At 67.3% G+C, this 25,048-nt stretch carries 24 protein-coding genes and 1 tRNA gene; 15 read left to right on the plus strand and 10 right to left on the minus strand.

Annotated elements, in window-relative coordinates; translation table 11 throughout:
* From FAB82_RS13620 to FAB82_RS13640, 5 genes are all read left to right on the plus strand, one after another.
* A partial coding sequence (locus tag FAB82_RS13620; RefSeq protein WP_136535154.1) for an ABC transporter permease occupies positions 1-872 on the plus strand: 872 nt, incomplete at its 5' end.
* Positions 873-877: 5 nt separating this feature from the next.
* Positions 878-1,789 carry a carbohydrate ABC transporter permease gene (locus FAB82_RS13625; protein ID WP_136535084.1) on the plus strand — a complete coding sequence of 304 codons (912 nt, stop codon included), beginning with the start codon at positions 878-880 and terminating at the stop codon, positions 1,787-1,789.
* A complete protein-coding gene (locus FAB82_RS13630; RefSeq protein ID WP_136535085.1) occupies positions 1,786-2,484 on the plus strand; it encodes a YesL family protein in 699 nt (232 codons plus the stop codon). The genes FAB82_RS13625 and FAB82_RS13630 overlap by 4 nt, the downstream gene beginning before the upstream one ends.
* 163 nt (positions 2,485-2,647) lie before the next feature.
* Positions 2,648-3,184 (plus strand): hypothetical protein, encoded by a 537-nt coding sequence (locus FAB82_RS13635; protein ID WP_136535086.1) that lies wholly within the window; start codon positions 2,648-2,650, stop codon positions 3,182-3,184.
* Between the two features lie 471 nt (positions 3,185-3,655).
* Complete coding sequence (locus FAB82_RS13640; RefSeq protein WP_136535087.1) at positions 3,656-4,195, plus strand: hypothetical protein; 540 nt, start codon at positions 3,656-3,658, stop codon at positions 4,193-4,195.
* 380 nt (positions 4,196-4,575) lie between these two features.
* Here the strand turns inward: FAB82_RS13640 and FAB82_RS13645 are convergent, their stop codons facing one another.
* Positions 4,576-5,784 carry a chymotrypsin family serine protease gene (locus FAB82_RS13645; protein WP_136535088.1) on the minus strand — a complete coding sequence of 403 codons (1,209 nt, stop codon included), beginning with the start codon at positions 5,782-5,784 and terminating at the stop codon, positions 4,576-4,578.
* 240 nt (positions 5,785-6,024) lie between these two features.
* Positions 6,025-6,246, minus strand: coding sequence for a hypothetical protein (locus FAB82_RS13650; RefSeq protein WP_136535089.1), 222 nt, complete (start codon positions 6,244-6,246; stop codon positions 6,025-6,027).
* Positions 6,247-6,733: 487 nt separating this feature from the next.
* On the opposite strand from FAB82_RS13650, the gene FAB82_RS13655 reads away from it, so the two are divergent.
* The gene (locus tag FAB82_RS13655) at positions 6,734-7,072 is read left to right on the plus strand and encodes a hypothetical protein (RefSeq protein ID WP_136535090.1); all 339 of its coding nucleotides are present in this window, start codon (positions 6,734-6,736) and stop codon (positions 7,070-7,072) included.
* Positions 7,073-7,193: 121 nt separating this feature from the next.
* Here FAB82_RS13655 and FAB82_RS13660 read toward each other — a convergent pair.
* A tRNA-Phe gene (locus FAB82_RS13660) sits at positions 7,194-7,267 on the minus strand.
* A 223-nt stretch (positions 7,268-7,490) separates the two neighbouring features.
* Here FAB82_RS13660 and FAB82_RS13665 point away from each other — a divergent pair.
* Entirely contained in the window at positions 7,491-8,738 is a 1,248-nt protein-coding gene (locus tag FAB82_RS13665; protein ID WP_211116589.1) for a glycoside hydrolase family 27 protein, read from the plus strand.
* 43 nt (positions 8,739-8,781) lie between these two features.
* On the opposite strand, the gene FAB82_RS13670 is transcribed toward FAB82_RS13665, so the two are convergent.
* On the minus strand, positions 8,782-9,534 hold the full coding sequence (locus tag FAB82_RS13670; RefSeq protein ID WP_136535091.1) for a TetR/AcrR family transcriptional regulator: 753 nt from the start codon (positions 9,532-9,534) through the stop codon (positions 8,782-8,784).
* A gap of 83 nt (positions 9,535-9,617) precedes the next feature.
* On the opposite strand from FAB82_RS13670, the gene FAB82_RS13675 reads away from it, so the two are divergent.
* A complete protein-coding gene (locus FAB82_RS13675) occupies positions 9,618-10,022 on the plus strand; it encodes a VOC family protein (protein WP_136535092.1) in 405 nt (134 codons plus the stop codon).
* A gap of 103 nt (positions 10,023-10,125) precedes the next feature.
* Here FAB82_RS13675 and FAB82_RS13680 read toward each other — a convergent pair whose 3' ends face one another.
* Both FAB82_RS13680 and FAB82_RS13685 read right to left on the minus strand, forming a co-directional pair.
* The gene (locus FAB82_RS13680) at positions 10,126-11,982 is read right to left on the minus strand and encodes a YhgE/Pip family protein (RefSeq protein ID WP_136535093.1); all 1,857 of its coding nucleotides are present in this window, start codon (positions 11,980-11,982) and stop codon (positions 10,126-10,128) included.
* A complete protein-coding gene (locus FAB82_RS13685; protein ID WP_136535094.1) occupies positions 11,979-12,740 on the minus strand; it encodes a P-loop NTPase family protein in 762 nt (253 codons plus the stop codon). The genes FAB82_RS13680 and FAB82_RS13685 overlap by 4 nt, the downstream gene beginning before the upstream one ends.
* Before the next feature lie 150 nt (positions 12,741-12,890).
* On the opposite strand from FAB82_RS13685, the gene FAB82_RS13690 reads away from it, so the two are divergent.
* Positions 12,891-14,972, plus strand: a complete 2,082-nt coding sequence (locus FAB82_RS13690) for a S9 family peptidase (protein WP_136535095.1) — start codon at positions 12,891-12,893, stop codon at positions 14,970-14,972.
* 56 nt (positions 14,973-15,028) lie between these two features.
* On the opposite strand, the gene FAB82_RS13695 is transcribed toward FAB82_RS13690, so the two are convergent.
* A complete protein-coding gene (locus FAB82_RS13695) occupies positions 15,029-15,244 on the minus strand; it encodes a hypothetical protein (protein ID WP_136535096.1) in 216 nt (71 codons plus the stop codon).
* Positions 15,245-15,432: 188 nt separating this feature from the next.
* On the opposite strand from FAB82_RS13695, the gene fbaA reads away from it, so the two are divergent.
* The gene (fbaA, locus tag FAB82_RS13700) at positions 15,433-16,455 is read left to right on the plus strand and encodes a class II fructose-bisphosphate aldolase (RefSeq protein ID WP_136535097.1); all 1,023 of its coding nucleotides are present in this window, start codon (positions 15,433-15,435) and stop codon (positions 16,453-16,455) included.
* Positions 16,456-16,568: 113 nt separating this feature from the next.
* Positions 16,569-17,132 carry a Uma2 family endonuclease gene (locus FAB82_RS13705; RefSeq protein ID WP_168801588.1) on the plus strand — a complete coding sequence of 188 codons (564 nt, stop codon included), beginning with the start codon at positions 16,569-16,571 and terminating at the stop codon, positions 17,130-17,132.
* Between the two features lie 63 nt (positions 17,133-17,195).
* Here the strand turns inward: FAB82_RS13705 and FAB82_RS13710 are convergent, their stop codons facing one another.
* Together FAB82_RS13710 and FAB82_RS13715 are read right to left on the minus strand one after the other, a co-directional pair.
* On the minus strand, positions 17,196-18,749 hold the full coding sequence (locus FAB82_RS13710; RefSeq protein ID WP_136535099.1) for a glycoside hydrolase family 13 protein: 1,554 nt from the start codon (positions 18,747-18,749) through the stop codon (positions 17,196-17,198).
* Complete coding sequence (locus FAB82_RS13715; protein WP_136535100.1) at positions 18,746-19,762, minus strand: LacI family DNA-binding transcriptional regulator; 1,017 nt, start codon at positions 19,760-19,762, stop codon at positions 18,746-18,748. The genes FAB82_RS13710 and FAB82_RS13715 overlap by 4 nt, the downstream gene beginning before the upstream one ends.
* A 159-nt stretch (positions 19,763-19,921) precedes the next feature.
* Here FAB82_RS13715 and FAB82_RS13720 point away from each other — a divergent pair, with 159 nt between their 5' ends.
* From FAB82_RS13720 to FAB82_RS13735, 4 genes are all read left to right on the plus strand, one after another.
* The gene (locus tag FAB82_RS13720) at positions 19,922-21,160 is read left to right on the plus strand and encodes a sugar ABC transporter substrate-binding protein (RefSeq protein WP_136535101.1); all 1,239 of its coding nucleotides are present in this window, start codon (positions 19,922-19,924) and stop codon (positions 21,158-21,160) included.
* Positions 21,161-21,189: 29 nt separating this feature from the next.
* A complete protein-coding gene (locus FAB82_RS13725; RefSeq protein ID WP_136535102.1) occupies positions 21,190-22,734 on the plus strand; it encodes an ABC transporter permease subunit in 1,545 nt (514 codons plus the stop codon).
* A complete protein-coding gene (locus tag FAB82_RS13730) occupies positions 22,731-23,630 on the plus strand; it encodes a sugar ABC transporter permease (protein ID WP_136535103.1) in 900 nt (299 codons plus the stop codon). Before FAB82_RS13725 ends, FAB82_RS13730 begins: the two co-directional genes overlap by 4 nt.
* A 122-nt stretch (positions 23,631-23,752) precedes the next feature.
* Positions 23,753-24,205, plus strand: a complete 453-nt coding sequence (locus FAB82_RS13735) for a hypothetical protein (protein ID WP_136535104.1) — start codon at positions 23,753-23,755, stop codon at positions 24,203-24,205.
* Positions 24,206-24,580: 375 nt separating this feature from the next.
* Here the strand turns inward: FAB82_RS13735 and FAB82_RS27140 are convergent.
* Positions 24,581-25,048, minus strand: a 468-nt coding sequence (locus FAB82_RS27140; RefSeq protein ID WP_168801589.1) for a hypothetical protein, incomplete at its 5' end; no start/stop codon positions are given.

Raw genomic sequence — 25,048 nt, forward strand, 5'->3', positions numbered from 1 at the left:
GGCAGCTGTGGGTGATGGCCGCCCCCGCGATCGCGTTCGTCGCGGTGTTCGCCTACGTGCCGATGTACGGCCTGCAGCTGGCATTCCGCGAGTTCGACTTCACCGCCGGCATCACCGGCGGCGACTGGGTCGGACTGAAGTACTTCCGGCAGTTCTTCGAGAGCCCGCAGTTCTGGACCCTGATCCGCAATACCGTGGTGATCAGCGTGAGCACGCTCGTGGTCGGCTTCATCGCGCCGATCGTGCTCGCGCTCATGGTCAACCAGGTGCTCGGACGGCGCAGGAAGAAGTTCCTGCAGACCGCGACCTACCTGCCGCACTTCATCTCGATCGTGGTGATCGTGGGCATGCTGCAGGTGTTCCTCTCCCCGAGTTCGGGCCTGATCACCCGCTTCGTGGGCCTGTTCGGGGTCGAAGGGGCCAACTTCCTCGGCAGCGCGAGCGCGTTCGTACCCGTCTATGTGATCTCCGAGGTGTGGCAGCACGCCGGATGGAACAGCATCATCTACCTGGCCGCATTGGCGAGCGTGGACACGCAGCTGTACGAGGCCGCACGGATCGACGGCGCGGGCCGGCTCAGCATCATCCGGCACGTCGACGTCCCCGCACTGATCCCCACGATGATCGTGCTGCTGATCCTGAACATGGGGAACGTGCTGAACACCGGGTTCGAGAAGATCTTCCTCATGCAGAACCCCCTCAACCTGGAAGTCTCCGAAGTGATCGCGACCTACGTCTACAAGATCGGCATCCTCTCGAGCCAGTTCAGTTACGCCACCGCGATCGGGCTGTTCAACACCCTGATCAGCTTCACCTTCCTGGTGATCACCAACCAGATCGCCAAGCGCGTCTCCAACACGAGTCTGTGGTGAGCACGATGACCAGACCCATCACGGCCCTGCGCCGCCACACACCCGGCGACATCGCGTTCAAGATCGTCCTGGGGCTCGCCTGCGTCCTGGTGCTGTTCGTGACGCTGTACCCGATCTACTTCGTCGTCATCGCCTCGATCTCAGACCCCACCATGGTGGCCACCGGACGAGTCTGGCTCGTGCCGCGCGACCTCTCCTGGTTCGGCTACGAGCAGATCTTCGCCGACGAGCGAATCTGGAACGGGTACCGGAACACGCTCCTCTACGCGATCGTCGGCACCGCACTGAACCTGCTGGTGACCATGCCCGCCGCCTTCGCCCTCTCGCGCCGGGAATTCCGCCCTCGCAGGGTGCTGATGTTCTTCTTCGCGTTCACCATGTTCTTCAACGGCGGACTCATCCCGATGTACCTGCTGCTGCGGGATTTGAACCTGCTGGACAACTGGCTGGTGTTCGTACTGCCCTCGGCGGTGAACGTGTTCAACCTGATCATCGCCCGTGCGTTCTTCGAGCATTCGCTCCCGCAGGAACTGCACGAGGCCGCCTCCATCGACGGCGCGAACTACTTCCAGTTCTTCATCAAGATCGCGCTGCCGCTGTCCATGCCCATCCTCTCGGTGATCGGGCTGTACTACCTGGTGCAGCACTGGAACGACTTCTTCACCGGCCTGGTGTTCGTCCGCGACTACAGCATTCAACCGCTGCAGATCGTGCTGCGCGACATCCTCATCTCCAACCAGGCCTTCTCCGGGGGAGCGGGCGGCGCGGGCGGCGCCGGGGCCAGCTACGCCCAGCAGTACGCCGACCAGATCAAGTACGGCGTCATCGTCGTCTCCACACTGCCGGTGATCGTGCTCTATCCCTTCCTGCAACGCTATTTCGAGAAGGGCGTGATGATCGGGGCGGTGAAGGGATGAGGACCACCTTCCTGGACTGGTACCAGCGGATGGGCCGGCTCGGTCTGCGACTGCTGTGCCTGCACCTGCTGTGGCTGGCCTGGACGCTGCGCGGCGGCATCCTGCTCGGGACCTTCCCGGCGACGGCCGCCCTGTACGGGGTGCTGCGCGATGACGCCCGGCACGCGGCCAGGCACCCGGAGGAGCCTCCGGCGCTGACCGGGCTGCGCGCCAGGTTCGGCGAGCTGTGGCGTCGGGAATTCGGCGCCGCCAACCGGCTCGGCGCGGCGCTCGCGTGCTGCTGGGCGATCCTCGTGCTGGACCGGCAGGTCGTGGAGCGCCTCGACCTCGGCGCGCTCGGACCGGTGATGGCCGGGGGCCTCACCGTCGCCGGCGTCTGGCTCGGGCTGCTCACCGCACTCGCCTGGCCGCTGCAATCGCACTTCGACGAGGGCGCCCGGGCGCTGCTGCGCCGAGCGCTGATCCTGACGGTCGCGCGCCCCGCCACGGCGGCGCTGGCGGGCGTGGGCGTCGGCGTCCTGCTGTGCGTCTACTACCTGGTGCCGGGCTTGGTGCCGGTGTTCGGCCTGGCCGCACCGGCGGCCTTGACGACGGCGGTGCTGTGGCGATCGGGGGTGCTCGCCGCCCGCGATGCACCTGTCGCCCTTGCGGCTGCGGAGACACCGCGACTCCGCCGTCAAGCCGTCTCCGACTGAGGACCGGAGGTCTATGCGATCGGGCCCCGGCGAGGGTCCGCTGCGGAAACTCCCGCCGCTTTCCCGCCGGTTCCCCGCCTCGCAAAGGTGCCATGCTGGATGCAAGGTGGACGTGGCGGACCAGCGGAACACCGTTCTACCGACGGCGGCGTGAGGAGCAGCGATGGGCTACAGGTATTCGTCAGCGTTCATCAAGAAGTGGGAGGGGCGGCTCGTCGGGATCCTGTGCGGCGGCGTTGCCGCGGCCTTCGTGCTGGCGGGCGGCGGTCTCATGGTGGCCGAGGCCCTGGAACTGGAGGAGTTCGGCTCCACGGCCTCGTGGATCGTCGCGGGGGTGATGGTTCTCGGTCTGGCGATCGGTGTCCTCTCCGTCGTCGGCGTGATCGTCGCGGGCGCCGTCCTGGGCGGGCTGTCGCTGCACCGGCGCGGCTGGATTCCCGGCCTGCTCCTCGCCCTGTGGTTGTTCGGGGGCTTCGCCCTGTACCCGGTGATGGAGGTCGGGTGGGCCTTCGCCCTCCACCTGCTCGGCTTCGCTCCGATGATCGCGGCGTTCTTCTGGATGGGGAGCAAGGCCAAAGTTCCGATGTACCTGGCTTCTGGCACTCCCGGCTCGCCACGGCTGTACCTCTCCGAGGGCGAGGGCGACTTCTCCGGCACCGGCAAGGAAATGGACCGCGACCGCGGTGACACCAGCATCTAGGACATCGAGTCCCCGTAGTTCCCGCTGACGTGCAGTCGTCGCCGGACGAAAAGAAACCCCGCCTTCCAGCATTGCGAAGGCGCAGCAAAGCGGGCACGGCGCCTTCGTGCAGGGTACGCAGTCCCAATGCCGGGAGGGGTCCCGAAGCAGCTGCGGGAGTATCACAACGAGAGGCCGACAAGGAGAGGGAGTCGCGATGCGATATCGAACTCGAGTCGTCGGTGCGGCGCTGGCTGTGCTGTCGGGCGTCGCCGCAACAGGCTGCGCTGAGACCGAAGACGAAGCGGAAGCCTCGCCTTCGACGAGCGCAGCATCGGCCTCGACACCGGAGCCAAGCGCCCCCTTACTGAACAATGGTCACTACCAGGCGCAACCCCGATGACGACCATGCCCTTCCGCGGGGGCCCCGCTAAGCCCGACCTACGGCCGCAGACGGGAGGGGTCCCGCGTTTCGCCTCCTAGCATCGGCCCATGATGCAGACCCTACGTCTCAGCGGTCCAGCCCTGGCGACTTTCTCACTGACAGCGGCGCTCCTCCTGTCCGGCTGCGGGACCGACTCCGCTTCCTCCCCAGACGAGTCTCCCGCAACCGAGACCGCCTCCACACCGGCAACTTCCGAGCCGGCGATCTCGGAGTCCGCGAGTGATCCCGCACCGCTCGACCCCGCTGACGGCACCGACTACACCGCCTGCGCCGACGGCAACTGCGAGGTGGCCATATCCGAGCCGACGGACATCGAGTTCGACGGCTCTACCGGGCCGGGCACACTCGCCGTCATTGACATCCTCGACGACGGGCTCGCCTTGCAAGTCACCCTGCCCGGAGGCGGTGGCGATAGCGAGCTCAAAGGCCGCTGCACCTTGCACTTCTCCGCCGGCGGCGGATCCATGGACTGCCCAGCGGACCTGGAAGCAACTCCTGAACCCCCCGAACCCGCGGCGGGCGTGCTCTCAGTCCAGTTGGCGGGCATGACCGACGGCACTGCGATACTCCGCCTCGCTCTCGGATAAGGCCAGAGTCCCGTCCTGTTCGTGGGGGTTGTGGAAGGTGCGTGTGCTGCTCGGCGACTTGGTTCAGCATCGTCGTCGCCTCAGGTAGCGCCCTACGGTAGTTGGAAGTTTCATGCAGATGCGGAGGCATCGAAAAGACATTGGACGGCCCCGGCGACACCGGCTCGGCCGCGCTAAGAACACCACCGACGGCTTCGGGCGCTGCGCCGACTGCGGTCCCTGACCGGACCGGAGCACTCCGAACGTCGGGGTCCACTGCCCGGTCGAACTTCCGGCACCGCATTGCGAGCGCTCCGGCCGGGCCGGTGTCCGTGCGAATCGAGACTGGAACTCCAGTTCCAGGCCCGATTCCGGATACCGGCCCGGCCGTCTGCGCCGCATCACTGCGTCTTCACGGAAAGCCCCACGTAGGAGAAGTAGGCGACGGGCATGAAGATGCTGTCGTTGTTGCAGTGTCCGACGTGCGACCCGTAGGCCCGGTTCCCGTGCGACCAGCCGCCGCCGGAATCCCCGCCGGTGGTCACGTGCGCGTTCATGCGGATCTGCCCGGTGAGGAGGACGCCGTCGATGACGCAGGATGTCCACGTGCTCGCCACCTCTGCGGAGCAGATCCGCCGGTTGGTGCTCCGGCCGTAGACGCAGATCGTCTCGCCCACCGAGATCGCGCCGAGGGCTTCGGTCGAGCGGGTGGCACGCAGGTTGCCCGCGCTGGAATAGAACCTGGCCGGCTCGCTGTGGCCGTCGACCGAGTGCCATTCGAGATCGACCCCTCCGCTCTGCCTCTGGCTCCTGAACGTCATGTCGTGGATAGCGACTCCGTCTTCGCGAATCCTGGCGATGCCGTTGCAGTGACCGGCGGTCGTGACTCCGCTTCCACCGTTGTCGTGCCGGACGGTCCATCCGCTGGTGCACACCGAGTCTCCGTAGACGCGGGCTCCGCCGAAGCCGTGTTCGGCCCCGCTGGTGAGCTGGTCGACGAACCGCAGTTCGACGCCTTCGGAGAACTCCGACGACAGCTGGGACTCGACCGAGGCGGTGCCGTACGTTGCAGCGGAGGTGTTCTGGACGTCGGCTTCGATGACGCCGCGCGTGATGTCGACCGAGGTGATGAGATTCCCGTATCCCATGTCCGCGAGTTCGCCGATGAGGTTCTCGTTGCGCCGGCCCAGTTCGTCGAACGAGTAGGGCTGCTTGTCGACGATGTCGATCGACACCTCGGACGCGGTGGCGAGGCTCGTGATCTCCCGGTCGGCCGCGCCCTTGATGTACAGGGTGGGAGCGCCGCCGGGTTCGGCCGACAGGGCCGACCCGACGAAGACCTCCGAGTGTTCGGCCGCGACCTGTTCGGCGACCTTACCGATCGCCTCGGCCGCTTCGTACTGCGCGCGTGCTTCCTGGTAGGTCCAGCCGTTCGCCTCCGCCGTCAAGGTGAGGTCCTCAGCGAGGGCTTCGGCTTCGGTCTGGAAGTTGGCGGGGAGGTTCGTCTCGTAGTCGGGGGCCGGTTGGGCGAACGCGGGCGCGGCCGGAATCGCCGCCAGCATTCCGATCGTCATCGCCAGCGCTGCGGGCGTGAATAGTCGATTTCGCATGGATGTGCTCTCCTGTGGTTCGCGGGTACAGGACACTCTCGACAGAGTCTTGAGGAATTCGAGAAGTGATCGATATGGCGTCGGGTGAATTCGACGGGCGCGAGTGCGGCAGCCTCACTTGGGGATCTGTGGGTGGCCGAACGTATTCGGGGGAATCGTTCACGCGGATGTCGAATTAGTGGGGTGATGCCTGATGTCTCCTGATGCAACTGACGCGTACCGAGGTTGTCGGCGATGCCGTCATTTGCCTTTGCCAAGTCCATTTTGACTGCGGTAGGCGTGATTTCCAAGGCGGGACACCGGCAGGATGGCGGCAGGAATCCCCGAACGCAATATCATGAACCAGTACATTCTCGACTTGCGTGTTAATGCGGGACCGCGCTTGATCGGAGTTACGACTTTCGATTGCAGCGGTATTCTCCGATCTGCCATGATGATGGAAATCCGCCGCTGCGAATCCACGGGAGCATTCTCGTCGGCTCGGCATCGTGCCGCAGAACGCAATGTGCGCCGTAGCGCGTCACGGTCGGGTCGTGGCCTGTTGCTCCACGGGCCCTGAGCGCCCGCAATCCGTCGGCGCTCACGCTCTGAACGGAACTCCCCGGTGCACGCACGTGAGGATGCGACGGGAAGGCGGCGGCAAGCGAGAGCGAGCGCGAAGCGGCAGAGCCGGCCTCAATCCGAACCAAGCTGTACTCGGTCGAGGCCGACTGGTTCGCCACGCCCACAAGCGATACCTCTGTCTGACCACCACCACGACGACACTGTGAACCGGCATATCCTCCGGCGCAATATGTGGACCATATCCGTTGCGTTGCGGCACAACTCCAAATGCGCACGGCGGCGAAGCGGGCACACGGTCTCACTGCATCCTTGGCGCGTTGTGCGAATTCGCGGTCAGAGAAGGGCTTCTCGAGGCCAATCAAGTGAGGAGGCAATCGCACTGCACGTGAAGGACCTCGACATCTCAAAGGAAGGGGGATGGGGCTGGTTGCACCTGCACAAGTCCGCCTCACACGTCGGCCGCGAGTGGACCAACACCGGCGAAGTACGCAGCGACCGCGGGCTCAAACAGCGCGACCGCGAGTTCATCCGGACAGCTCCATGCCCACCCCAACTCGCCGCGATCCTGCTCGACTACCAGAAAGAACCGGACTTCAAACCCGGCCCAGACGGACAGCTGTTCACCCGCTCCGATGAGAACCTGCTTGCCGAATGCACCATTCGGCGTGTCTTCCACGACGCTCGCTCCGAGACCTTCAGCTCGAACGATCTGAAGACACCCTGACAGATGGTCCGACGGCCAACTGAAAACCCGTCCGCCATACGTCCGCTGAGAACCGGATTCCATCCGACATGAAGAAGACCCTCCTTCCAGCATTGATGCTGGAAGGAGGGTCTTTTCTCTGTGGCCAGGGCCGGGGTCGAACCGGCGACCTTCCGCTTTTCAGGCGGACGCTCGTACCAACTGAGCTACCTGGCCGTGCACACGTGAATCCACATGAACACGCATCGGACACTTTACAGCACCGTGGGCCCGCCCATCAATGCGGCATTGGCGCGAACGTGACGCCCGACAAGCCCGGGCGATGCTCCTGCACAAGCGGCCAGCGCACATCCAGGCATGGAGCGATTCCAAACCGGCGCAGAGCGGCCTCAGACGGCGCGGGTACCGTACATGGCACCCGACCCCCGAGGAGGATCCCGTGTCCCGACTCGCCGCTGTGCCCCCGATGGGCTGGAACTCATGGGACGTGTTCGGCACCACGGTCACTGAGGCCGAGACCCGGGCGAACGCCGAGTTCATGGCCGAGCACATGGCCGAGTACGGCTGGGAGTACGTCGTGGTCGACGTCCAGTGGTACGACCCGGGCGCCAAATCCGGTGGCTACAACACCGGCTCGAAGCTGACCCTGGACCAGTACGGTCTGCCGCAGCCGGCACCGAACCGGTTCCCTTCGGCCGCAGGCGGAGCGGGCTTCAAGCCGCTGGCCGACTACGTGCACGCGTTGGGCCTGAAGTTCGGCGTCCACGTCCTGCGGGGCGTGCCGCGCCAGGCCGTGGCGGCCGACTGCCCGATCCAGGGCAGCGAGTACTCGGCGGCGCAGATCCCCGACCGCGAGCGGACCTCGTCGTGGATCGACGACAACTGGGGCATCGACCACTCGCACCCGGGCGGCCAGGCCTACTACGACGCGCTGGTGCGGCAGTTCGCCGACTGGGGCGTGGACTACATCAAGGCCGACGACATGATCGCGCCCTATTACGAGGACGAGGTCGAGGCGTTCTGGGGCGCGGTGCAGCGCTCAGGCCGGGACATCGTGCTGAGCCTGTCGCCGGGCATGAACCTCTCGCTGGGCCACGCCGACCATCTGAAGGCGCACTCGCACCTGTGGCGGATCTCGGCGGACCTGTGGGACCGCTGGCGCGACATCGACACGCAGTTCGAGCTCCTGCGCGACTGGGCCCCGCACGCGGGCCCGGGGCACTGGCCGGACGCGGACATGCTGCCGTTGGGGCGCACCGGGGTCCGCGCCGAGGTCGGCGAACCGCGCGAGACCCTGCTGACGCCGGATGAGCAGCGGACCATGCTGACCCTGTGGAGCATCGCGCGGTCCCCGCTGATGGTGGGCGCCGACCTGCCCGCGTCGAGCACTGAAACGATCGAATTGCTGACCAACCCGGAAGTGCTCGCGGCCCAGCGCGGCCAGGCCTCCTCCAAGGAGGTCTGGAGGGACGGGAAGCGCACCGCCTGGGCAACGGCCGACGGCACCTGGGTGGCGATCTTCAACCGGGGCAGTGAAGCCTCGGAATTCGACCTGACCTGGGCCGATCTCGGAGTCCCGGGGCCGACCAAGGTGCGGGACTGCTGGAACCGGGCGGACGTCGAGGTCGGCTCTGCGCTGCGGACGAAGCTCCAATCGCACGCCGCGGCCCTCTACCGGTTGAGCTGACCGATAACAGCCCTCAGCGCTCGATGATCACGGCCGGGCCGAACTAACGCTCGATGATCACGGCCAAGCCGTCGAGCGTGCGGGCCAGGCCGAATTCGAAGGCGTGGGCCGGGTCGAACGCGGACCCGTGGGCCTCGCCGGCCGCCTGGCCGACCCGGACCGCCGTCGGGAACCGCTCGGTGTCGAGCACTCGTGCGAGCAAGGGGCCGTTGGCCTCCCACCACTCCTGGTCGCTCATGGCGCTGGCCTCGCGCTCGGCGTCGGCCCCGGCCGCGTCCGCGGCGGCGGTGCGCACGAAGCCGAGCAGGTAGGCGAGGGCGTCGTCCATCTCGACGTCGCTCAGCCCGAGTCCGTCGAGGGCGCGCAGCTCGTGCTCGTACTTTGTGGACTGGCCGGGCCCCAGGGGCGGGCGGGTCTGCGACGCGGCGGCGGCCCACGCGTGGGCGCGGTACATCCGGTAGTCGTCGCGGGCGAGGGCCGACAGACGCTCGCGCCAGGGCCGACCGGCGGTGTCCTCGAAGTCCATGCGGCCGTATAGCGCATCGAGCATCAGGACGATGAGCTCGGTCTTCCCCGGGACGTAGGTGTAGAGCGTCATGGTCGCCTTCCCGAGGGACTGGGCGACGCGGCGCATGGTGACCGCCTCGAGGCCTTCGGCGTCGGCGATCTCGATCGCGGCGTCGACCACCGCGTCGACGGTGAGGCCCTTGCGGGGACCGCGGGCGCCGTCGGGCGCGGCGCGCCAGAGCAGCTCGAGGAGGGTCGGCTTCGGAGTTTCGGCTGTAGCGGAAGGCACAGGAAGATCCTAGCCGATTTTATTTGTACGTCGTACAGTGTTATGATTATAATGTACAACGTACAGAGAAAAGGGAGACGCACTTGCACATCACCTCATCCGCCATTTCGCTCAACGTCGCCGACCCGACCGCCTCGGCCGAGTTCCTGGGGCGCCACTACGGCTTCAACGAAGACATGGCCGCCGAGGGCTTCGTCTCGCTGTCGCGGCCGGACGCGGGCTTCAATGTCATCTTCTTGAAGACGGGCCTGCCGACCTTCAAGCCCGCGAGCGCCGCGGGAGCGGCGGACGGCCTGCTCGTGGTGTTCGTGGTCGATGACATCGACGCCGAATACGAACGTCTGCAAGCCGAGGGCGTGGAGATCACGACCGAGATCGAGACCGAGGAGTGGGGCGAGCGCTACTTCCAGGTGACCGATCCGAACGGTGTGGTCCTGCAACTCGTGCAGTGGATGACCACGGGCGGAACGGACGCGGCGGCCGACTAGCGCCGGGCGCGAAGAACACGGCCACGCCCGACTCCCGGTCACGTGAACCAATTCGGCCCGGCCTTGCCCCCTCGGGCAGGCCGGGCCGAAACCGCCTCCGCCCCTAGAGCTTCAGTGGCAGGTTCAGGCTGTCCATCTTCCACTTGCGGCGCATCGCCACCACGACCGTGGCCAGTACCAGCGACACCACCAGATACACCACGAGCACGATCACCGCCCGCACCAGATGCGGCGAGTAGCCGCCGCTCAGCGTCACCCGCAGGCCGTCGACCGCGTACGACATCGGCAGCACCTGATGGAGCGCCTGGAAGAACTGCGGCGTCGTCTCCACCGGATACAGACCGCCCGCGCTCGTCAACTGCAACATCAGCAGCACCACGATCAAGAGGCTCCCGGCCGACCCGAACGCGAGCTTCAGCAGGTGCGTCATGGCCGAGAACGTCAGGATCACCAACAGGCACAATCCGATCGTCCCCAACACGTACTTCGGATCGAGCCCGAGACCGATGTCCAGCACCACGTACAGCAACAGCGCCGACAACAGCCCCAGCAGCGCGCCGGGCAGCCAGCCGCCCAACGCGACCGTCGGCGAACGCAGCGGGCCCGCCACCGCGCGCGGGTTCGCCGGGCGCAGCAGCAGGTACGCGATGAGCCCGAAGACCCACAGCGCCACCGCTATGAAGAACGGCGCCAGGCCGCGCCCATAAGTCTCGGCCGGGTTCAGATTCGTCTCCTTGACTTGGACCGGGCTGCCGTACGCCTCGGCGCTCTCCGCGTCGTCGGCCGGGTTCTCGGTCGGGACCTCGGCGGCGGCGCTCGACAGGGACGAGGCGAGGTTGTCCGCGCCGTCCTGCAAGTCCCCCAGACCATCCTGGAGGTCGGAGGCGCCCAGCTCGGCGCCGGCGGCGCCGGTGGCGACCTGGCCCGCGCCGGTCGCGACGTCGGCCGCGCCGGTCTTCAGGTCCGACAGGTCCGAGGAGGCCGTCGCGAGCGACGCGGCGGTCGTGCTCTGGACCGCCCCGTTCGCCTGCTGCACTTCCGTATTGACCTGCCCGGCCTCATCGATATGCGCTTGGAGCGTCGCGCAGGCGTCCGTGCTCGCCGCGTCTCCCGTGCACAGCGCGTCGTAGACCGACTGGAGGTCCGTGGCCGCGTCGTTGACGAGGTTCGAGCCCGCCGCCGAACCGGACTGGATCTGGCTCCAGTTCGTGGACAACCCGTCCACCACCGGCTGCGCGACGTTCACGACCTCGTCGACGCCGTCGGAGACCTGCCCGGCACCGGTGGCGACCTCCTGGGCGCCGGACTCGAGATCCGTCAGGCCCGATTCGAGATCGGAGGCGCCGGTCTCGGCGCTGCCGATGCCGTCGGAGAGCGTGCCCGCGCCCTCGCTCGCCTCCGTCAGCCCCGCGCCCAGCTCGGTCAGGTCGCCGAAGATGGTCTTGGCGAAGGTGACGTAGACGGCGGTGTTGATCTGGTTGCGCAGCTCCGCCTCGGCGGTCGAGGCCATGATGCCCGCGACGTAGCCGTTGGCGTCGTTCAGGTCGAACTCGACCGTGGCCTGCTCGGGGCTGTCACCGGCGAGGCTGGCCAGGTTGGTCGAGAAGTCCTGCGGGACGGTGATGACCATGTAGTAGTCGCCGTCCTCGAGCCCCTGCGCGGCGGTGCCGGCGTCGACGAACTTCCAGTCGAAGATGCGGTCGGACCCCAGCTGGTCGACCAGCTGCCGGCCGCCGTTGACGTCGGTGGTCTCGCCGTCCTGGGCGATGGTCGCCCCGGTGTCCTCATTGACGACCGCGACCGGCATCTGGTCGAGCTTTCCGTAAGGGTCCCAGGCGAACCAGAGATAGAGGCCGCCGTAGACGAGCGGGATGAGGATGATCGCGATGAGGGCGGCGACGCGGATCGGGTGTCCGCGGAATCGGCGCAGTTCTGACCAGGCGAGTTTGAACGGGCTCACTTCCGGCCTCCGTTCTCGAGTCGGTTGCCTCTGAGGTCGACCACGGTGTCGGCGGGCGGGTCGTGGCGGGTGCAGGCGGCGAGGACGAGCTGCCCGGCGTCGGCGACGGTTCGCAGGGACTCGAAGACGAGCTCGCCGCCGGCGCCGTTGAGCCCGGTGTCGATGTCGTCCACGACGATCGCGGGCGTGCGGGCGGCGGCCGCGCAGGCGATCGCGAAGCGCAGCTGTTCGATGCGCGGAAGGAATCCGAAGGTGTCGCCGGAGTCCAGGTGCAGGGCGAGCCGGTCGAGCCAGGCGGCGATATTGGCGCGCGTCGCGGCCCCCTTGGAGACGGTGATCGTCTCCTTGATGCAGGTCGCGACGGTGTGGTACTCGTCGAAGCCGATCGCGGGCCCGGCCAGGGCGACGGTGAAACGGCGCCGGATCTGCCCGGGTTCGGTGCGGCCGTCGACCTTGAGCGTCCCGCCGGACAGCGTGAACCGGCCCGACAGCGCCAGCAGGAGCGCCGAGCGCCCGTCGCCGGCGTCGCCCGAGACGGCGACGAGCTGGCCGAGTTCGGCGCTCACGTCGATGCCGGTGAACACCGCGCCCTGGTGTCCTTTGGCAGAGAGCCCTTGGGCGACGAGGAAAGGCTCGCCGGTGACGTCGCTGCGATCGAATATCGCGGTCTTGTCGGACACGGCGGCGCCCTCGGACGGCGCGCCCCCGATGCCCGGCAAAGCGGTCATCTCCTTCGTCTCGTCCCTGCTGTCACTCATGCGGACCATCCTCACAGGCCAGTGCGTCCTCAAATGGGGGATTTCAGGGTTTTGAACCCGCACGGATATTACTCACGAGTAACTTATGGTGAAATAGGGTCCAGCGAGCGGTGACCGGCGCGGCGGGGCGAAGCCGCTTACAGTTGAGGCATGTCAGATGCGCATACCACGAAACCCGTCGCCCCCCGCCGCGAACACCCGCGAACCCACCACGGCGACACCGTGAACGACGCCTACGCCTGGCTCAAGGATTCCGAAGATCCCGCCGTCCGCGACTACCTCGAGGCCGAGAACGCCCATACCGAAACGCAGACCGCGCACCTGGCCGGTCTGCGCAAGACGATCTTCGGGGAGATCAAGGACCGCACCCAGGAGACCGACCTGTCGGTGCCCACCCGCGAGCACGGCTGGTGGTATTACGGCCGCACCGAGGAGGGCAAGCAGTACTCGCAGTACTGCCGCGTCGCGGTCGAGGGGGACACGCCCCCCGAGATCGAGCCGGGCACCGAAGTCGACGGCGAGCAGGTCATCCTCGACGGCAATGTCCTGGCCGAGGGCCACGACTTCTTCTCGATCGGCGCCGCCGCCGTCTCCCCCGACGGGAACCTGCTGGCCTTCTCCGTCAACTTCTCCGGCGATGAGCGCTTCACCTTGCGCTTCAAGGACCTCCGCACCGGCGAGGTCCGCGGCGACGAGGTCGTCGACACCTTCTACGGCGGCACGTGGGCGGCCGACGGCGAGCACTACTTCTATACGAAGGTGGACGACGCCTGGCGTCCCCACCAGGTCTGGCGCCACCGCCTCGGCCAGTCCGAGGACGTCCTGGTGTACCAGGAGGACGACCAGAAGTTCCGCGTCGGCATCGACCTGACCCGCTCCGAGGAGTACCTGGTCCTCTATGCCGCCTCGACGCTGACCACCGAGATCCGCTTCCTCTCCGCCGCCGACCCGACCGGGGAGTTCCAGGTCTTCGGCGAGGGCCGCGTCGAGGGCGTCGAGTTCGAGATCGACCACCAGGGCGACCGCTTCCTGGTGCTGCACAACCGCGGCGCCGAGAACTTCACCCTCGGCTGGGTGCCGGTGGCCGACACCCGCGACTGGCACGAGCTCATCGCCCACCACCCCGAGCGCCGCATCACCAGCGCGGACGCCTTCCGGGACTTCGCGGTCGTCTCGATGCGCGAGGGCGGGCTGACCAAACTCTCGCTGCTGAGGTCCGACGGCGAGCTGGAGGCGATCGAGTTCGACGAGCCGATCTACACCGTCCGGCTCGGCGACACTCCGGAGTTCGACGCCCGCCAGATCCGGCTCAGCTACACCTCGCTGGTCACGCCGGGCAGCGTCTTCGACTACGACGTGCCCACCGGTGAGCTGCTGCTGCGCAAGCAGACGCCGGTGCTGGGCGACTTCGATCCGGCGGACTACCGGCAGTATCGCGAGTGGGCGACCGCCGAGGACGGGACCCGCATCCCGATCTCGATCGTGGCCCGCAAGGACGCGAAGGCCGACGGGACGAACCCGGCGTTGCTGTACGGGTACGGCTCCTATGAGATCTCCGTCGACCCGTACTTCTCGATCGCGCGACTGAGCCTGCTCGACCGGGGCGTCGTGTTCGCCGTGGCCCACATCCGCGGCGGCGGCGAGATGGGCCGCGCCTGGTACGACAGCGGCAAGATGCTCCACAAGATGAACACGTTCACCGACTTCGTGGCGTGCGCCGACCACCTGGTCTCGTCCGGCTGGGCCGCGCCCGACCGGATCGTGGCCCGCGGCGGCAGCGCCGGCGGCCTGCTCATGGGGGCCATCGCGAACCTCGCGCCCGATCGCTTCGCGGGCGTGCTCGCCGAGGTCCCGTTCGTGGACGCGTTGAACACGATCCTCGACCCGTCCATGCCGCTGACCGTCGGCGAGTGGGAGGAGTGGGGCAACCCGCTGGATTCGCCGGACGTGTACGCGTACATGAAGACGTACTCGCCCTACGAGAACATCGCGGACGTGCCCTACCCGCCGATCCTGGCCGTGACCAGCCTCAACGACACTCGCGTCGGCTTCCACGAGCCGGCCAAGTGGATTGCGCAGCTGCGGTACGCCAGCCCCGAGTCGGACGTGATGCTCAAGACCGAGATGGAGGCCGGCCACGGGGGCCGCTCGGGCCGTTACGACGCCTGGGAGGAAGAGGCGTTCAACCTCGCTTGGGTGCTTGACCGACTGGGCGAAGCCCAGACGGCCTGAGCACAGTGGCTGGGCGAAGCCAAGGGCGCCTGAATACGGCGTCCGGGCCGTACTGACTAGTTATCCCTGCGTTCGGCCTCGCCGTCGTCGAGGACCTCTTGGGTCTGTTCCACGACGTCGGCGGGGTCGGCCTCTTCCGGCAACTCCGCGATCTTCTCCTCGCCCTCGGGGAGGGTCTCCGGGTCCTCGTCGGCGGTGTCATCGGCGGAGTCCGCCCGGTCGAACTCCGAGATCTCGTCCTGTTCTCCGGCCCATTCGGGAAGATTGTCCATGTCTTCCACGCTAGACGCGACCGAGCCCTCCCGGCACATGAACCACCAGGTAGCCTGGTGATGGCTTCACATTCTCGTGGGCAATACTTCACATCGACGCAACACTTCGAGGAAGTATTCAGACAGCGGCGTCTGAGTCCCGCCCCCGGTCGGGGAGAAATCAACGACTCTTCAAAGGAGCAGGCAGCATGCCTATCGCAACACCCGAGGTTTACAACGAGATGCTCGACCGGGCGAAGGCAGGCTCCTTCGCCTACCCGGCCATCAACGTCACCTCGACCCAGACGCTCAACGCCACGCTGGCCGCGTTCGCCGAGGCCGAGTCCGACGGCATCGTCCAGATCTCGACCGGGGGCGCCCAGTACCTCTCCGGACCGACCGTGAAGAACATGGTGACCGGCTCCGTCGCCCTCGCCGCCGCCGCTCACGAGATCGCCAAGAACTACCCGGTCAACGTTGCGCTGCACACCGACCACTGCCCCAAGGACAACCTCGACAAGTTCGTCCGCCCGCTGCTGGCCATCTCGGAAGAGCGCGTCGCCCGCGGCGAGAACCCGCTGTTCCAGTCCCACATGTGGGACGGCTCGGCCGTGCCGATGAAGGAGAACCTGGAGATCGCCCAGGAGCTCCTGGAGCGCACCGCCAAGGCCCACATCGTGCTCGAGATCGAGATCGGTGTCGTCGGCGGCGAAGAGGACGGCGTCACCGCCGCCTCCGACGCCAAGCTCTACACCACCGTCGAGGACGGCCTTGCCACCGTCGAGGCCCTCGGCTCCGGCGAGAAGGGCCGCTACATGACGGCCCTGACCTTCGGCAACGTGCACGGCGTCTACAAGCCGGGCAACGTCCACCTGCGCCCCGAGCTCCTCAAGGAGATCCAGGACGCGGTCGGCGCCAAGATCGGCAAGGACAAGCCCTTCGACCTGGTCTTCCACGGCGGGTCCGGCTCCACCGCGCAGGAGATCTCCGACGCGGTCGACCACGGCGTCATCAAGATGAACATCGACACCGACGCCCAGTACGCCTTCACGCGTCCGATCGTCGACCACATCTTCAAGAACTACGACGGCGTGCTCAAGGTCGAGGGCGAGGTCGGCAACAAGAAGGCCTACGACCCGCGCGCCTACGGCAAGCTCGCCGAGCAGGGCATGGCCAACCGCATCATCGAGGCCTGCGAGCAGCTCCGCAGCGCCGGCACCAAGATCAAGTAACACGAGTCATAACGCTGCACGAGCCCGGACCGTTACTCGGCCCGGGCTCGTTCGTTTTCTAGGTATCCTCGTATATGTCCCTCGGTTTCGGCAAAGCCAGCGAAGGAGACCCTATGACTGACATCCTGCTGCCGCGCCCACCCCGCGACTCCGGTTGGGAGTCCGACGATCTGGACATGTACGACCTCCCAGATCACGTCGAACTCATATACGGAGCGCTCCAACTCATGATGAGCCCCCAACGCACCTGGCACGATGAGATCATGTACCGGCTGCGGATCATCCTCGACCGCGCGGCACCGAGCGACCTCCGCGTCCGCCAGGAGATGACGGTCCGCATCAACAGGAAGAATCGACCCGAGCCGGACCTGCTGATCCTCGTCGATCAGCCTGAATACAACCGCAGCACCAAGTGGTTCCGCCCCGAGGACGTCAAGCTGGTGGTCGAGGTCGAATCCCCCGAATCGGAGGAGCGAGATCGCTTTCTCAAGCCCGCGATCTACGCGATCGGCCGCATCCCCAACTACCTTCGCATCTCAGAGACCGACGAGGGCGTGCCCGCGCTGCACCTCTATCGCCTCGAGGGGAACGAATACCAGCTCGTGAGCGAGGAATACGGGCGCATCTGTCTCGATGAGCCCTTCAAGGTCGACGCGAAACTTAAGGGCCACTGGTAAATACGGGAAGCGGGGCGGCGGGCCTTTCGGCCCGCCGCCCCGCTTTCTGTTGTCGCGCTGGGGTTACTTCTTGAACCAGACCGTCGAGCCGGCGGGGAGGTTGCCGTCTACCAGCGGGGCGCTGGCGAGGAGGACTTCGGTGCCGTAGCCGGTTACGGGGACCGGGGCGTCGGAGAAGTTGACCACGCTGACCAGGGCGCCGTTGTCGAAGGCGAAGGCGTTGTCGCCCGGGTCTTCGAGCCAGGTGAGGCCGGTCGCCCGGTGGGCCTTGCGAACCGCGATGGCCTGGCGGTAGAACTCCAGAGTGGAACCACCGACGCCGTCCTCGGCCTCGACCGACTTGGCGGGCCAGTCGCCCGGCTGCGGAAGCCAGGATCCGTTCGAGCCGAAGCCAAGCGACGGGCCCTCCTTCGCCCACGGCAGCGGGACGCGGCAGCCGTCGCGGCCGATCTGCTCGCCATTGGTGCGGAAGAACGTCGGGTCCTCGCGGACCTCGGCGGGCAGGTCCAGGACCTCGTTCAGCCCCAGCTCCTCGCCCTGGTAGACGTACACGACGCCGGGCAGGCTCAGCAGCAGCTGCGTCGCGGCCTTGGCGCGGGCCAGGCCCTGGACGCCGCCGCCGTAGCGGGTCACGTGGCGCTGGACGTCGTGGTTGGACAGCACCCAGGTGCAGGGCGCGCCGACGCCGGCGTTGTTCGCGACCTCGGAGTCGATGGCCTTGCGGAAGTCCGCGGACTGGAACGGGGCCAGCACCAGATCGAAGTTGAAGGCCTGGTGGAGCTCGTCGGGGCGCAGGTAGAGCGCGCGCCGCTCGGCCGAGTCGGTCCACGCCTCGGCCACGAAGATTCGGTCCCCCTCGTACTCCTCGATGACGGGGCGCCAGGTGCGGTAGATGTCGTGGACCCCGTCCTGGTCGAAGAACGGGGCCTGGGTCGTGCCGATCATCTCGATCGAGCCGTCGCCGCCGGTGTCGGGCAGGCCCTCGGCCTTGACCATGCCGTGCGCGACGTCGATGCGGAAGCCGTCGACGCCCCGGTCCAGCCAGAACCGCAGGACCGACTTGAACTCCTCGTGGACCTCCGGGTTGTCCCAGTTCAGGTCCGGCTGGCTCGGGTCGAACAGGTGCAGGTACCACTGCCGGCCGTCCGGGGTCTTGGTCCATGCCGCGCCGCCGAAGACCGACTGCCAGTTGTTCGGCGGGGTGTCCGGGGCGGCCGGGTCCACGTCGCGGAAGTGGTAGCGCTCTCGTTCCGGTGAACCGGGAGCCGATGCGAGGGCGGCCTTGAACCACACGTGCTCGGACGAGGAATGGTTGGGAACCAGGTCGACGATGAGGCGGATCCCGGCCTCATGTGCGTCGGCCAGCATCCGGTCGAAGTCGTCAAGGTCGCCGAAGCGCGGGTCGATCGCCCGGTAGTCGGACACGTCGTAGCCGGCGTCGTTCTGCGGCGAGGCGTAAAACGGCGAGAGCCAGATCGCGTCGACGCCGAGCTTCGACAGGTACGGGATCCGCGAACGGATGCCCTCCAGGTCGCCCATGCCGTCGCCGTTCGCGTCGGCGAAGGAGCGCGGATAGACCTGGTAGATGACCGCGTCACGCCACCATTGTTGACTCATCGATGAGTTCCCTTCTCAAGTCGCTTGGCCGCACCGGTGGAACCGCGTACGACGAGTTCGGGCCGGAACAGGTATTCCGACGACGGAGTGGTTTGCCCGGCGATCTCGTCGAGCAGCGCCCGGCTGGCGGCGGTGGCGATGTCTCGCACCGGCTGCCGCACGGTCGTGAGCGGGGGGTTGGTGTGTGCGATGAGAGGCGAGTCGTCGTAGCCGACCACCGAAAAATCCCCGGGGACGTGCAGCCCGCGCTCCTCGGCGGCCTGGATCGCGCCCAGCGCCATGAGGTCCGAGCCGCAGACCGCGGCGGTCGCGCCCCGGTCGATGAGGCGCGAGGCGGCGGCGTAACCGCCCTGCTCGCCGAACAGGGTCAGCTCGATCAACTCGGAGCCGACGTTCTGCATCGCGGCGCGGTAGCCGCGGATCTTGCGCTGGACCGGCCAGTACCGGTCGGGCCCGGAGACCAGGCCGATCTTCTCGTGGCCGAGGCCCGCGAGGTGTTCGACGGCCATGCGCGCCGCCAGCGCGTCGTCGCAGGAGAACGAGGCCGCGTCGACGCCCTCGGGGTGTCCGGTGATGAAGGCGATCGGCAGCCGCTTGTCCTTCAGCTCCTGGTAGCGCGCGGTGCTGGCGGCCGTGTCGGCGTGCAGGCCGGAGACGAAGATGATCCCCGCCACCGACCGTTCGCGCAGCATCTCGACGAACTCGTCCTCCGAGACCCCGCCGGGGGTCTGCGTGCACAGCACCGGGGTGTAGCCCGAGCCCGCCAGGACGTTCGAGATCGTCTGCGCGTAGAGCGGGAAGATGGGGTTTTCCAGTTCAGGGACGACGAGGCCGATCAGGCCTATGGCGTGTTTGCGAAGAGCCTGGGGCCGTTCGTATCCCAGCACGTCGAGGGCAGTGAGGACGGACTGTCGGGTCGTCAGACCCACCCCGGGCTTGTCATTCAGCACCCGGGACACCGTCGCCTCGCTGACCCCGGCCTGCCGGGCGATGTCGGAGAGTCGAAGCCGCATGATGACAGCGTAGCCTACTTGAAATTTGGCAACAGTTTGATTGCAAGGGTTTCCTGTTTCTGAAACATCTTGCTAACCTTCCATGAGTCGGGGCGTAGGACATGACCCCGGTCACCGGTCCGGTTCGCCGGGCCCCCTCAATGAGGAGAGGTAATAACAATGCGTAGAAGGACCCTCGGAACTGCCGCCGTTTCCGCCGCCGCCCTCGGCTCTCTCGCCGCCTGCGGCTCCGACGACTCGGGCTCGGACTCTGACTCCGAAGAGCAGTCGTTCTCCGGCGAGCTGGTGATCTGGGCCGACGAGACCCGCACCCCCGTGCTCAAGGAGTTCGTCGCCGACTTCGAAGCCCAGGTCGGCGTCAAGGTCACCGTGGAAGAGCACGTCGAGACCCTGCGCGAAGACTTCCTGACCGCCGCCCAGCAGGGCCAGGGCCCCGACATCGTCGTGGGCGCGCACGACTGGTCCGGCCAGTACGCCTCCGCCGGTCTGATCAGCCCGGTCGTCCTCACCGCCGACCAGCAGGCCACGCTGGGCGAGGCCTCCGTCAAGGCGTTCACCGTGGACGGCAACCTCTACGGCGTGCCTTACGCGCTGGAGAACATCGGCCTGATCCGCAATACCGACCTGGCCCCCGATGCCCCGGCGACCTTCGAAGAGCTCGTCCAGGCGGGCAAGGACGCGGGGACCGACGAGATCCTCACCATGGAGGTGAGCGTCGACGGCAACGCCTACAACGCCTACCCCCTGTTCGCCTCGATGGGCGGCTACCTCTTCAAGGACGACGGCGCCGGCAACCTCGACCCGAACGACGTCGGCGTGGACTCCCCCGGCGGCATCGCGGCGTTCGAGAAGTTCGCCGAGCTCGGCGCGGAGGGCGTCCTCAAGACCACCTTCGACGCCTCGAACACGATCCCGTTCTTCGTGGACGGCAAGACCGCGTTCATGATCTCCGGTCCCTGGGCCCTCACCGACGTCCAGGGCGCGGAGATGAACTACGAGGTCACCGCCATCCCCGGCTTCGAGGGCGAAGGCCCGGCCTCCCCGTTCCTCGGCGTCCAGGGCTTCTACGTCTCGGCGACCGCAAAGAACGCCCTGTTCGCGCAGGAGTTCGTGACCAACTACGTGCTCACCGAGGACCTCCAGCTCCAGCTGGCCGAGGCCGGCGGCCGCCTGCCCGCGCTGACCACCGCCGCGGAGGCCTACTCGGCCGACAACCCCGACGTGCAGGGCTTCGCCGCCGCCGGCGAGGACGCCGTGCCGATGCCGAACATCTCGGCGATGGACTCGGTCTGGGAGCCCTTCGGCCGCGCGGAGGCCGACGCCATCGACGGCGCCGACGGCGCCGAGGCCGCGACGACGGCCGCCGACACCATCCGCGACGCGATCGCCGCCTCCTAGTACCCCCCACGAGCGAAGGAACTTTACCCGTGCTCGAACAGCGTTCCCGGACGGCCGGCTCGGCCACCGCCGCGGGCCTGATCATCAAGATCTCCGTGCTCGCCCTGGTGGCCGGCCTGGCCGTCTGGGCGGCGTTGCCGCTCATCGCCGCCGGGGCCTGGTGGGGCCTGGCGCTGGAAGCCGCCGCCTGCGGCATCGTCTTCTACGTCTACGTGCAGCGCCGCAATATTCCGCTGAAGTACCTGATTCCCGGGACGCTGCTGTTGATCGCGTTCCAGATCCTGCCGGTCGCCATGACGATCGGCACCTCCTTCTCCAACTACGGCGACGGCCACCGGGTCGACAAGGACGCAGCGACTGAGGCGATCATCGCCGCGGGCGTCCAGCAGACCCCCGGCGGCAAGACCTACCTCGTGGCGGTCGGCGACTCGGCGGCGGGCGATCTGACGCTGCTGCTCACCGACACCGCCGACGGGTCGACCTGGGCGGGCGATGCAGAGGGCCTGACCGAGATCGACGCCGAGATCGACGCCACCGGCCGCATCACCGCGGCCGACGGCTACACGGTCTGGGGCCTCGAAGAGCTCAACGAGCGGCAGGACGAACTGGCCACCCTCGCCGTGCCCACGGGCGAGGAGTCCGGCATCAAGGTCCAGGGCCTGTCCGCCTTCGAGGGCACCTCGACCCGGTCGTACGACGAGGGCTGCGACTGCATCACCGACACCGCCACCGGCCTGGTCTGGACCGCCGACAACGAGAACGGCACCTTCGTCACCGAAGACGGCGAGGTCGCCCTGGTCGGCTGGCGCGTCAATATCGGCGTCGACAACTACACCGCGATCCTGACCGACCCCGACATTCGCGGCCCGTTCCTGGGGATCTTCACCTGGAACCTCGCGTTCGCCGCCGGAAGCGTCCTGTTCACCTTCGCGATCGGCCTGGGCACCGCCATGGCGCTCAACAAACCGGGCATGCGGGGCACGCGGTTCTACCGGACGTTCATGATCCTGCCGTACGCCATGCCATCGTTCGCGATGCTGCTGGTGTGGGCACAGATGTTCAACCGCGACTACGGCCTCATCAACGACCTGTTCGGGCTGAGCGTCAACTGGTACGGCAACGACTGGGCCGCCAAGGCCATGGTCCTCATCGCCAACACCTGGCTGGGCTGGCCGTACATGTTCCTGATCTGCCTCGGCGCGCTCCAGGCCCTGCCCTCGGATTCGCTGGAGGCGGCCAAGATCGACGGGGCGACCGGGGTGACGGCATTCCGCAAGATCACGCTGCCGCTGCTGCTGATCGCCCTGACGCCGCTCCTGATCTCGTCGTTCGCGTTCAACTTCAACAACTTCAACGCGATCGAGCTGCTCTCGGGCGGCGCCCCGTTCCGCGCCGGCGACGCCGTCGGCGGCACCGACCTGCTGATCACGTACGCGTTCAGGCAGGCCTTCGGGTCCTCCACATCGGACTACGGCTTCGCGAGCGCCATCAGCGTGTTCATCTTCCTCATCGTCGCGACCATCTCGGCGGTCATGTTCCGGACCACCCGCAACCAGGAGGACGTGTACTCATGACCAAGCCTGCTGCAACCTCCGTCCGCCCGAAGCGGCGCACGTTCGCGAAGTGGGCGGGCGAGCTCGGCTGGCGTCACCTGGTCGCGATCGCGGTGCTCGTCTTCGGCCTGGTCCCGATCCTGTACGTCGTCTCGGCGGCGTTCAACCCGAAGGGGACGCTCTCGACCACGGGCCTGCTCCCCACGAGCTTCGGCCTGGACTCGTTCGAGCGGCTGTTCACCGACGACAACATCCCCTTCGGCCGGTGGTTCCTGAACTCGCTGGTGATCGCGGTTCCGGCGGCGTTCATCTCGATCTTCATCTCGTCGCTGGCGGCATACGCCTTCAGCCGCTTCCGTTTCCGCGGCCGGCGCCCGATGCTGCTGTTCCTGCTGCTGATCCAGATGTTCCCGGCGTTCCTGGCCGTGGTCGCGCTGTACCTGATCTTCGGCACCATCGGCGACTACTACCCGGTCGCGGGGCTCAACTCGAAGCTCGGCCTGATGCTCGTCTACATGGGCGGGGCGCTCGGCGTCTCGACCTGGCTGATGAAGGGGTTCTTCGACACGATCCCCAAGGAGCTGGACGAGGCGGCCACGATCGACGGGGCCAGCCACGCGCAGATCTTCTTCGGCATGATTTTGCCGCTTGCGGCACCGATCATCGCGATCTCGGGAATCCTGGCGTTCGTGGGCACCATGAACGACTTCATCCTGGCGAGCCTGTTCCTGACCGACCGCCCGGAGATGACCCTCGCGGTGGGCCTGAAGACCCTCACGGCGGACAACTCGCCGGCCAGCTACTTCGGCGTCTTCGCCGCGGGCACTCTCATCACCTCGGTGGTGACGGTGACGGTCTTCATGAGCCTCCAGCGCTACATCGTCTCCGGCCTGACCGGCGGAGCGGTGAAGGGTTAGTCAGCACTTCTGCTCGACACGAAAATCCTGTCCCAGCAGGTAAAAGCAAGGCCCGGCCGAAGCGAGCCTCCCTCGCGTCGGCCGGGTCTTCCCTTTTGCATCGTGGCTTTACGGTGGGGCGCGTGGATTCTGAGTATTCCGAGCGGCTGAACGAATGCATCGCCGACCACCGCGGTCCGGGCCTTGGGACGTTCCTGTGGGACCTCGGGCGGTACACGTACCGGTGCCTCATCGTGCTCGACCAGATCGGGCGCATCTCGCACGGACGATCGGAGCTGGAGCACACGGGCAGCGATATGGGCCTCCATATCAGGATCACCGCCGACTCCGCCGACATCGAGGACTACCTGGGCGGCTCCCGGGACAACAGCGTCCCATTCGCGGAGTTCAGGTCCGCCGTAGAGCGGCTCTGGGTAGGGGTCTACCGCGGCATCGAGGCCGATCCCCCGGAGCGGGCCTTCCGGCCGGATCTTCCCGTGGGGCAGGCCGATCTGCTGCGATGGGAGGAGGCCACCGGGCGGCGGCACCCGTACCGGGGCCGGATCGAGGGAATTCCGGCTGCCGGGCCGGAGTAAGTCCGGCTTCAACCGATCAGCGACGGCGGACGTTCGCCCGGCCCCGGCGACGGCCGACCGACCATGGAGTGCGTTGTGGTTGGGCCTCAGGCGAATCAGCGACAGGAGCGGCCTGCTCGGACTGGCGGCGGTTTGCTGGCGATCGGAGTGCGGAGTGGTTGGGGCTCAGGCGAATCAGCGATCGAATGGTGGGCCCCTCCCCGTGGTTCGTTGCCTGGGCGGGGTCATCGGTGGGTCCGTGCCGGCGATGGGAGGGCCGGACCTAGCCTGCGAGGTGCGGGTTTCCTTGGTGGGCATGGGGAGGGGCCCGATCCCGTCCGGTTTCCCTTGGGAGTCGGGCTGCGGTGCCTATGGGGCCCGCTTCCCCCGCCGCCATCACTGCCTGGCGGCGGGGCGGGGTAACCGCGCTGGCTCGACCAGCACCCGAGGCTCCGGGGACACCTCCGGGGGTGGGGGGGCTGGGGTTGGGGTCTGCGTGTCGGTGAACCGTTCTCGGGTCTTGGCTTTGGCGCGCTTGATGGCCCGGTCGGTTTGGGCCATGGCGTAGGCGTCGAGGTCGTGCTTAAGGTCGGGGTTGGCGATGGCGGTGTGCTCTTCGGGGTAGAGCCCGGTGGGGTAGTCGTCATCGACGCCGCCGGTGAAGTCCTCGTCAAGGTCCGCATCGGTGCGGTGGTCTTCGCATCCGTGCCCGCATCCGGTGCCGCCACTCCCGTTGCCGGTGGCGTATTCGCCCATGTCGGCGGGAGCATCCTCGTGGCCGTGGTGGTGGACGATCAGCGCCTGGCCGGGGCCGGTCTTCGACACGCTCCAGCCGGGGGTGTGGAGGCGGCCGTGGTGGAAGCG

It is taken from the genome of Glycomyces buryatensis (genome assembly GCF_004912275.1).
GTDB lineage: Bacteria > Actinomycetota > Actinomycetes > Mycobacteriales > Micromonosporaceae > Glycomyces > Glycomyces buryatensis.

What these genes read in the sequence shown, in the direction of transcription:
- FAB82_RS13715 (WP_136535100.1), bottom strand. Translation starts at nt 19,762, where the DNA reads ATGCGGCTTCGACTCTCCGACATCGCCCGGCAGGCCGGGGTCAGCGAG.
- FAB82_RS13705 (WP_168801588.1), top strand. Translation starts at nt 16,569, where the DNA reads ATGACTGACATCCTGCTGCCGCGCCCACCCCGCGACTCCGGTTGGGAG.
- FAB82_RS13645 (WP_136535088.1), bottom strand. Translation starts at nt 5,784, where the DNA reads ATGCGAAATCGACTATTCACGCCCGCAGCGCTGGCGATGACGATCGGA.
- fbaA (WP_136535097.1), top strand. Translation starts at nt 15,433, where the DNA reads ATGCCTATCGCAACACCCGAGGTTTACAACGAGATGCTCGACCGGGCG.
- FAB82_RS13625 (WP_136535084.1), top strand. Translation starts at nt 878, where the DNA reads ATGACCAGACCCATCACGGCCCTGCGCCGCCACACACCCGGCGACATC.
- FAB82_RS13730 (WP_136535103.1), top strand. Translation starts at nt 22,731, where the DNA reads ATGACCAAGCCTGCTGCAACCTCCGTCCGCCCGAAGCGGCGCACGTTC.
- FAB82_RS13635 (WP_136535086.1), top strand. Translation starts at nt 2,648, where the DNA reads ATGGGCTACAGGTATTCGTCAGCGTTCATCAAGAAGTGGGAGGGGCGG.
- FAB82_RS13640 (WP_136535087.1), top strand. Translation starts at nt 3,656, where the DNA reads ATGATGCAGACCCTACGTCTCAGCGGTCCAGCCCTGGCGACTTTCTCA.
- FAB82_RS13685 (WP_136535094.1), bottom strand. Translation starts at nt 12,740, where the DNA reads ATGAGTGACAGCAGGGACGAGACGAAGGAGATGACCGCTTTGCCGGGC.
- FAB82_RS13630 (WP_136535085.1), top strand. Translation starts at nt 1,786, where the DNA reads ATGAGGACCACCTTCCTGGACTGGTACCAGCGGATGGGCCGGCTCGGT.
- FAB82_RS13720 (WP_136535101.1), top strand. Translation starts at nt 19,922, where the DNA reads ATGCGTAGAAGGACCCTCGGAACTGCCGCCGTTTCCGCCGCCGCCCTC.
- FAB82_RS13695 (WP_136535096.1), bottom strand. Translation starts at nt 15,244, where the DNA reads ATGGACAATCTTCCCGAATGGGCCGGAGAACAGGACGAGATCTCGGAG.
- FAB82_RS13710 (WP_136535099.1), bottom strand. Translation starts at nt 18,749, where the DNA reads ATGAGTCAACAATGGTGGCGTGACGCGGTCATCTACCAGGTCTATCCG.
- FAB82_RS13690 (WP_136535095.1), top strand. Translation starts at nt 12,891, where the DNA reads ATGTCAGATGCGCATACCACGAAACCCGTCGCCCCCCGCCGCGAACAC.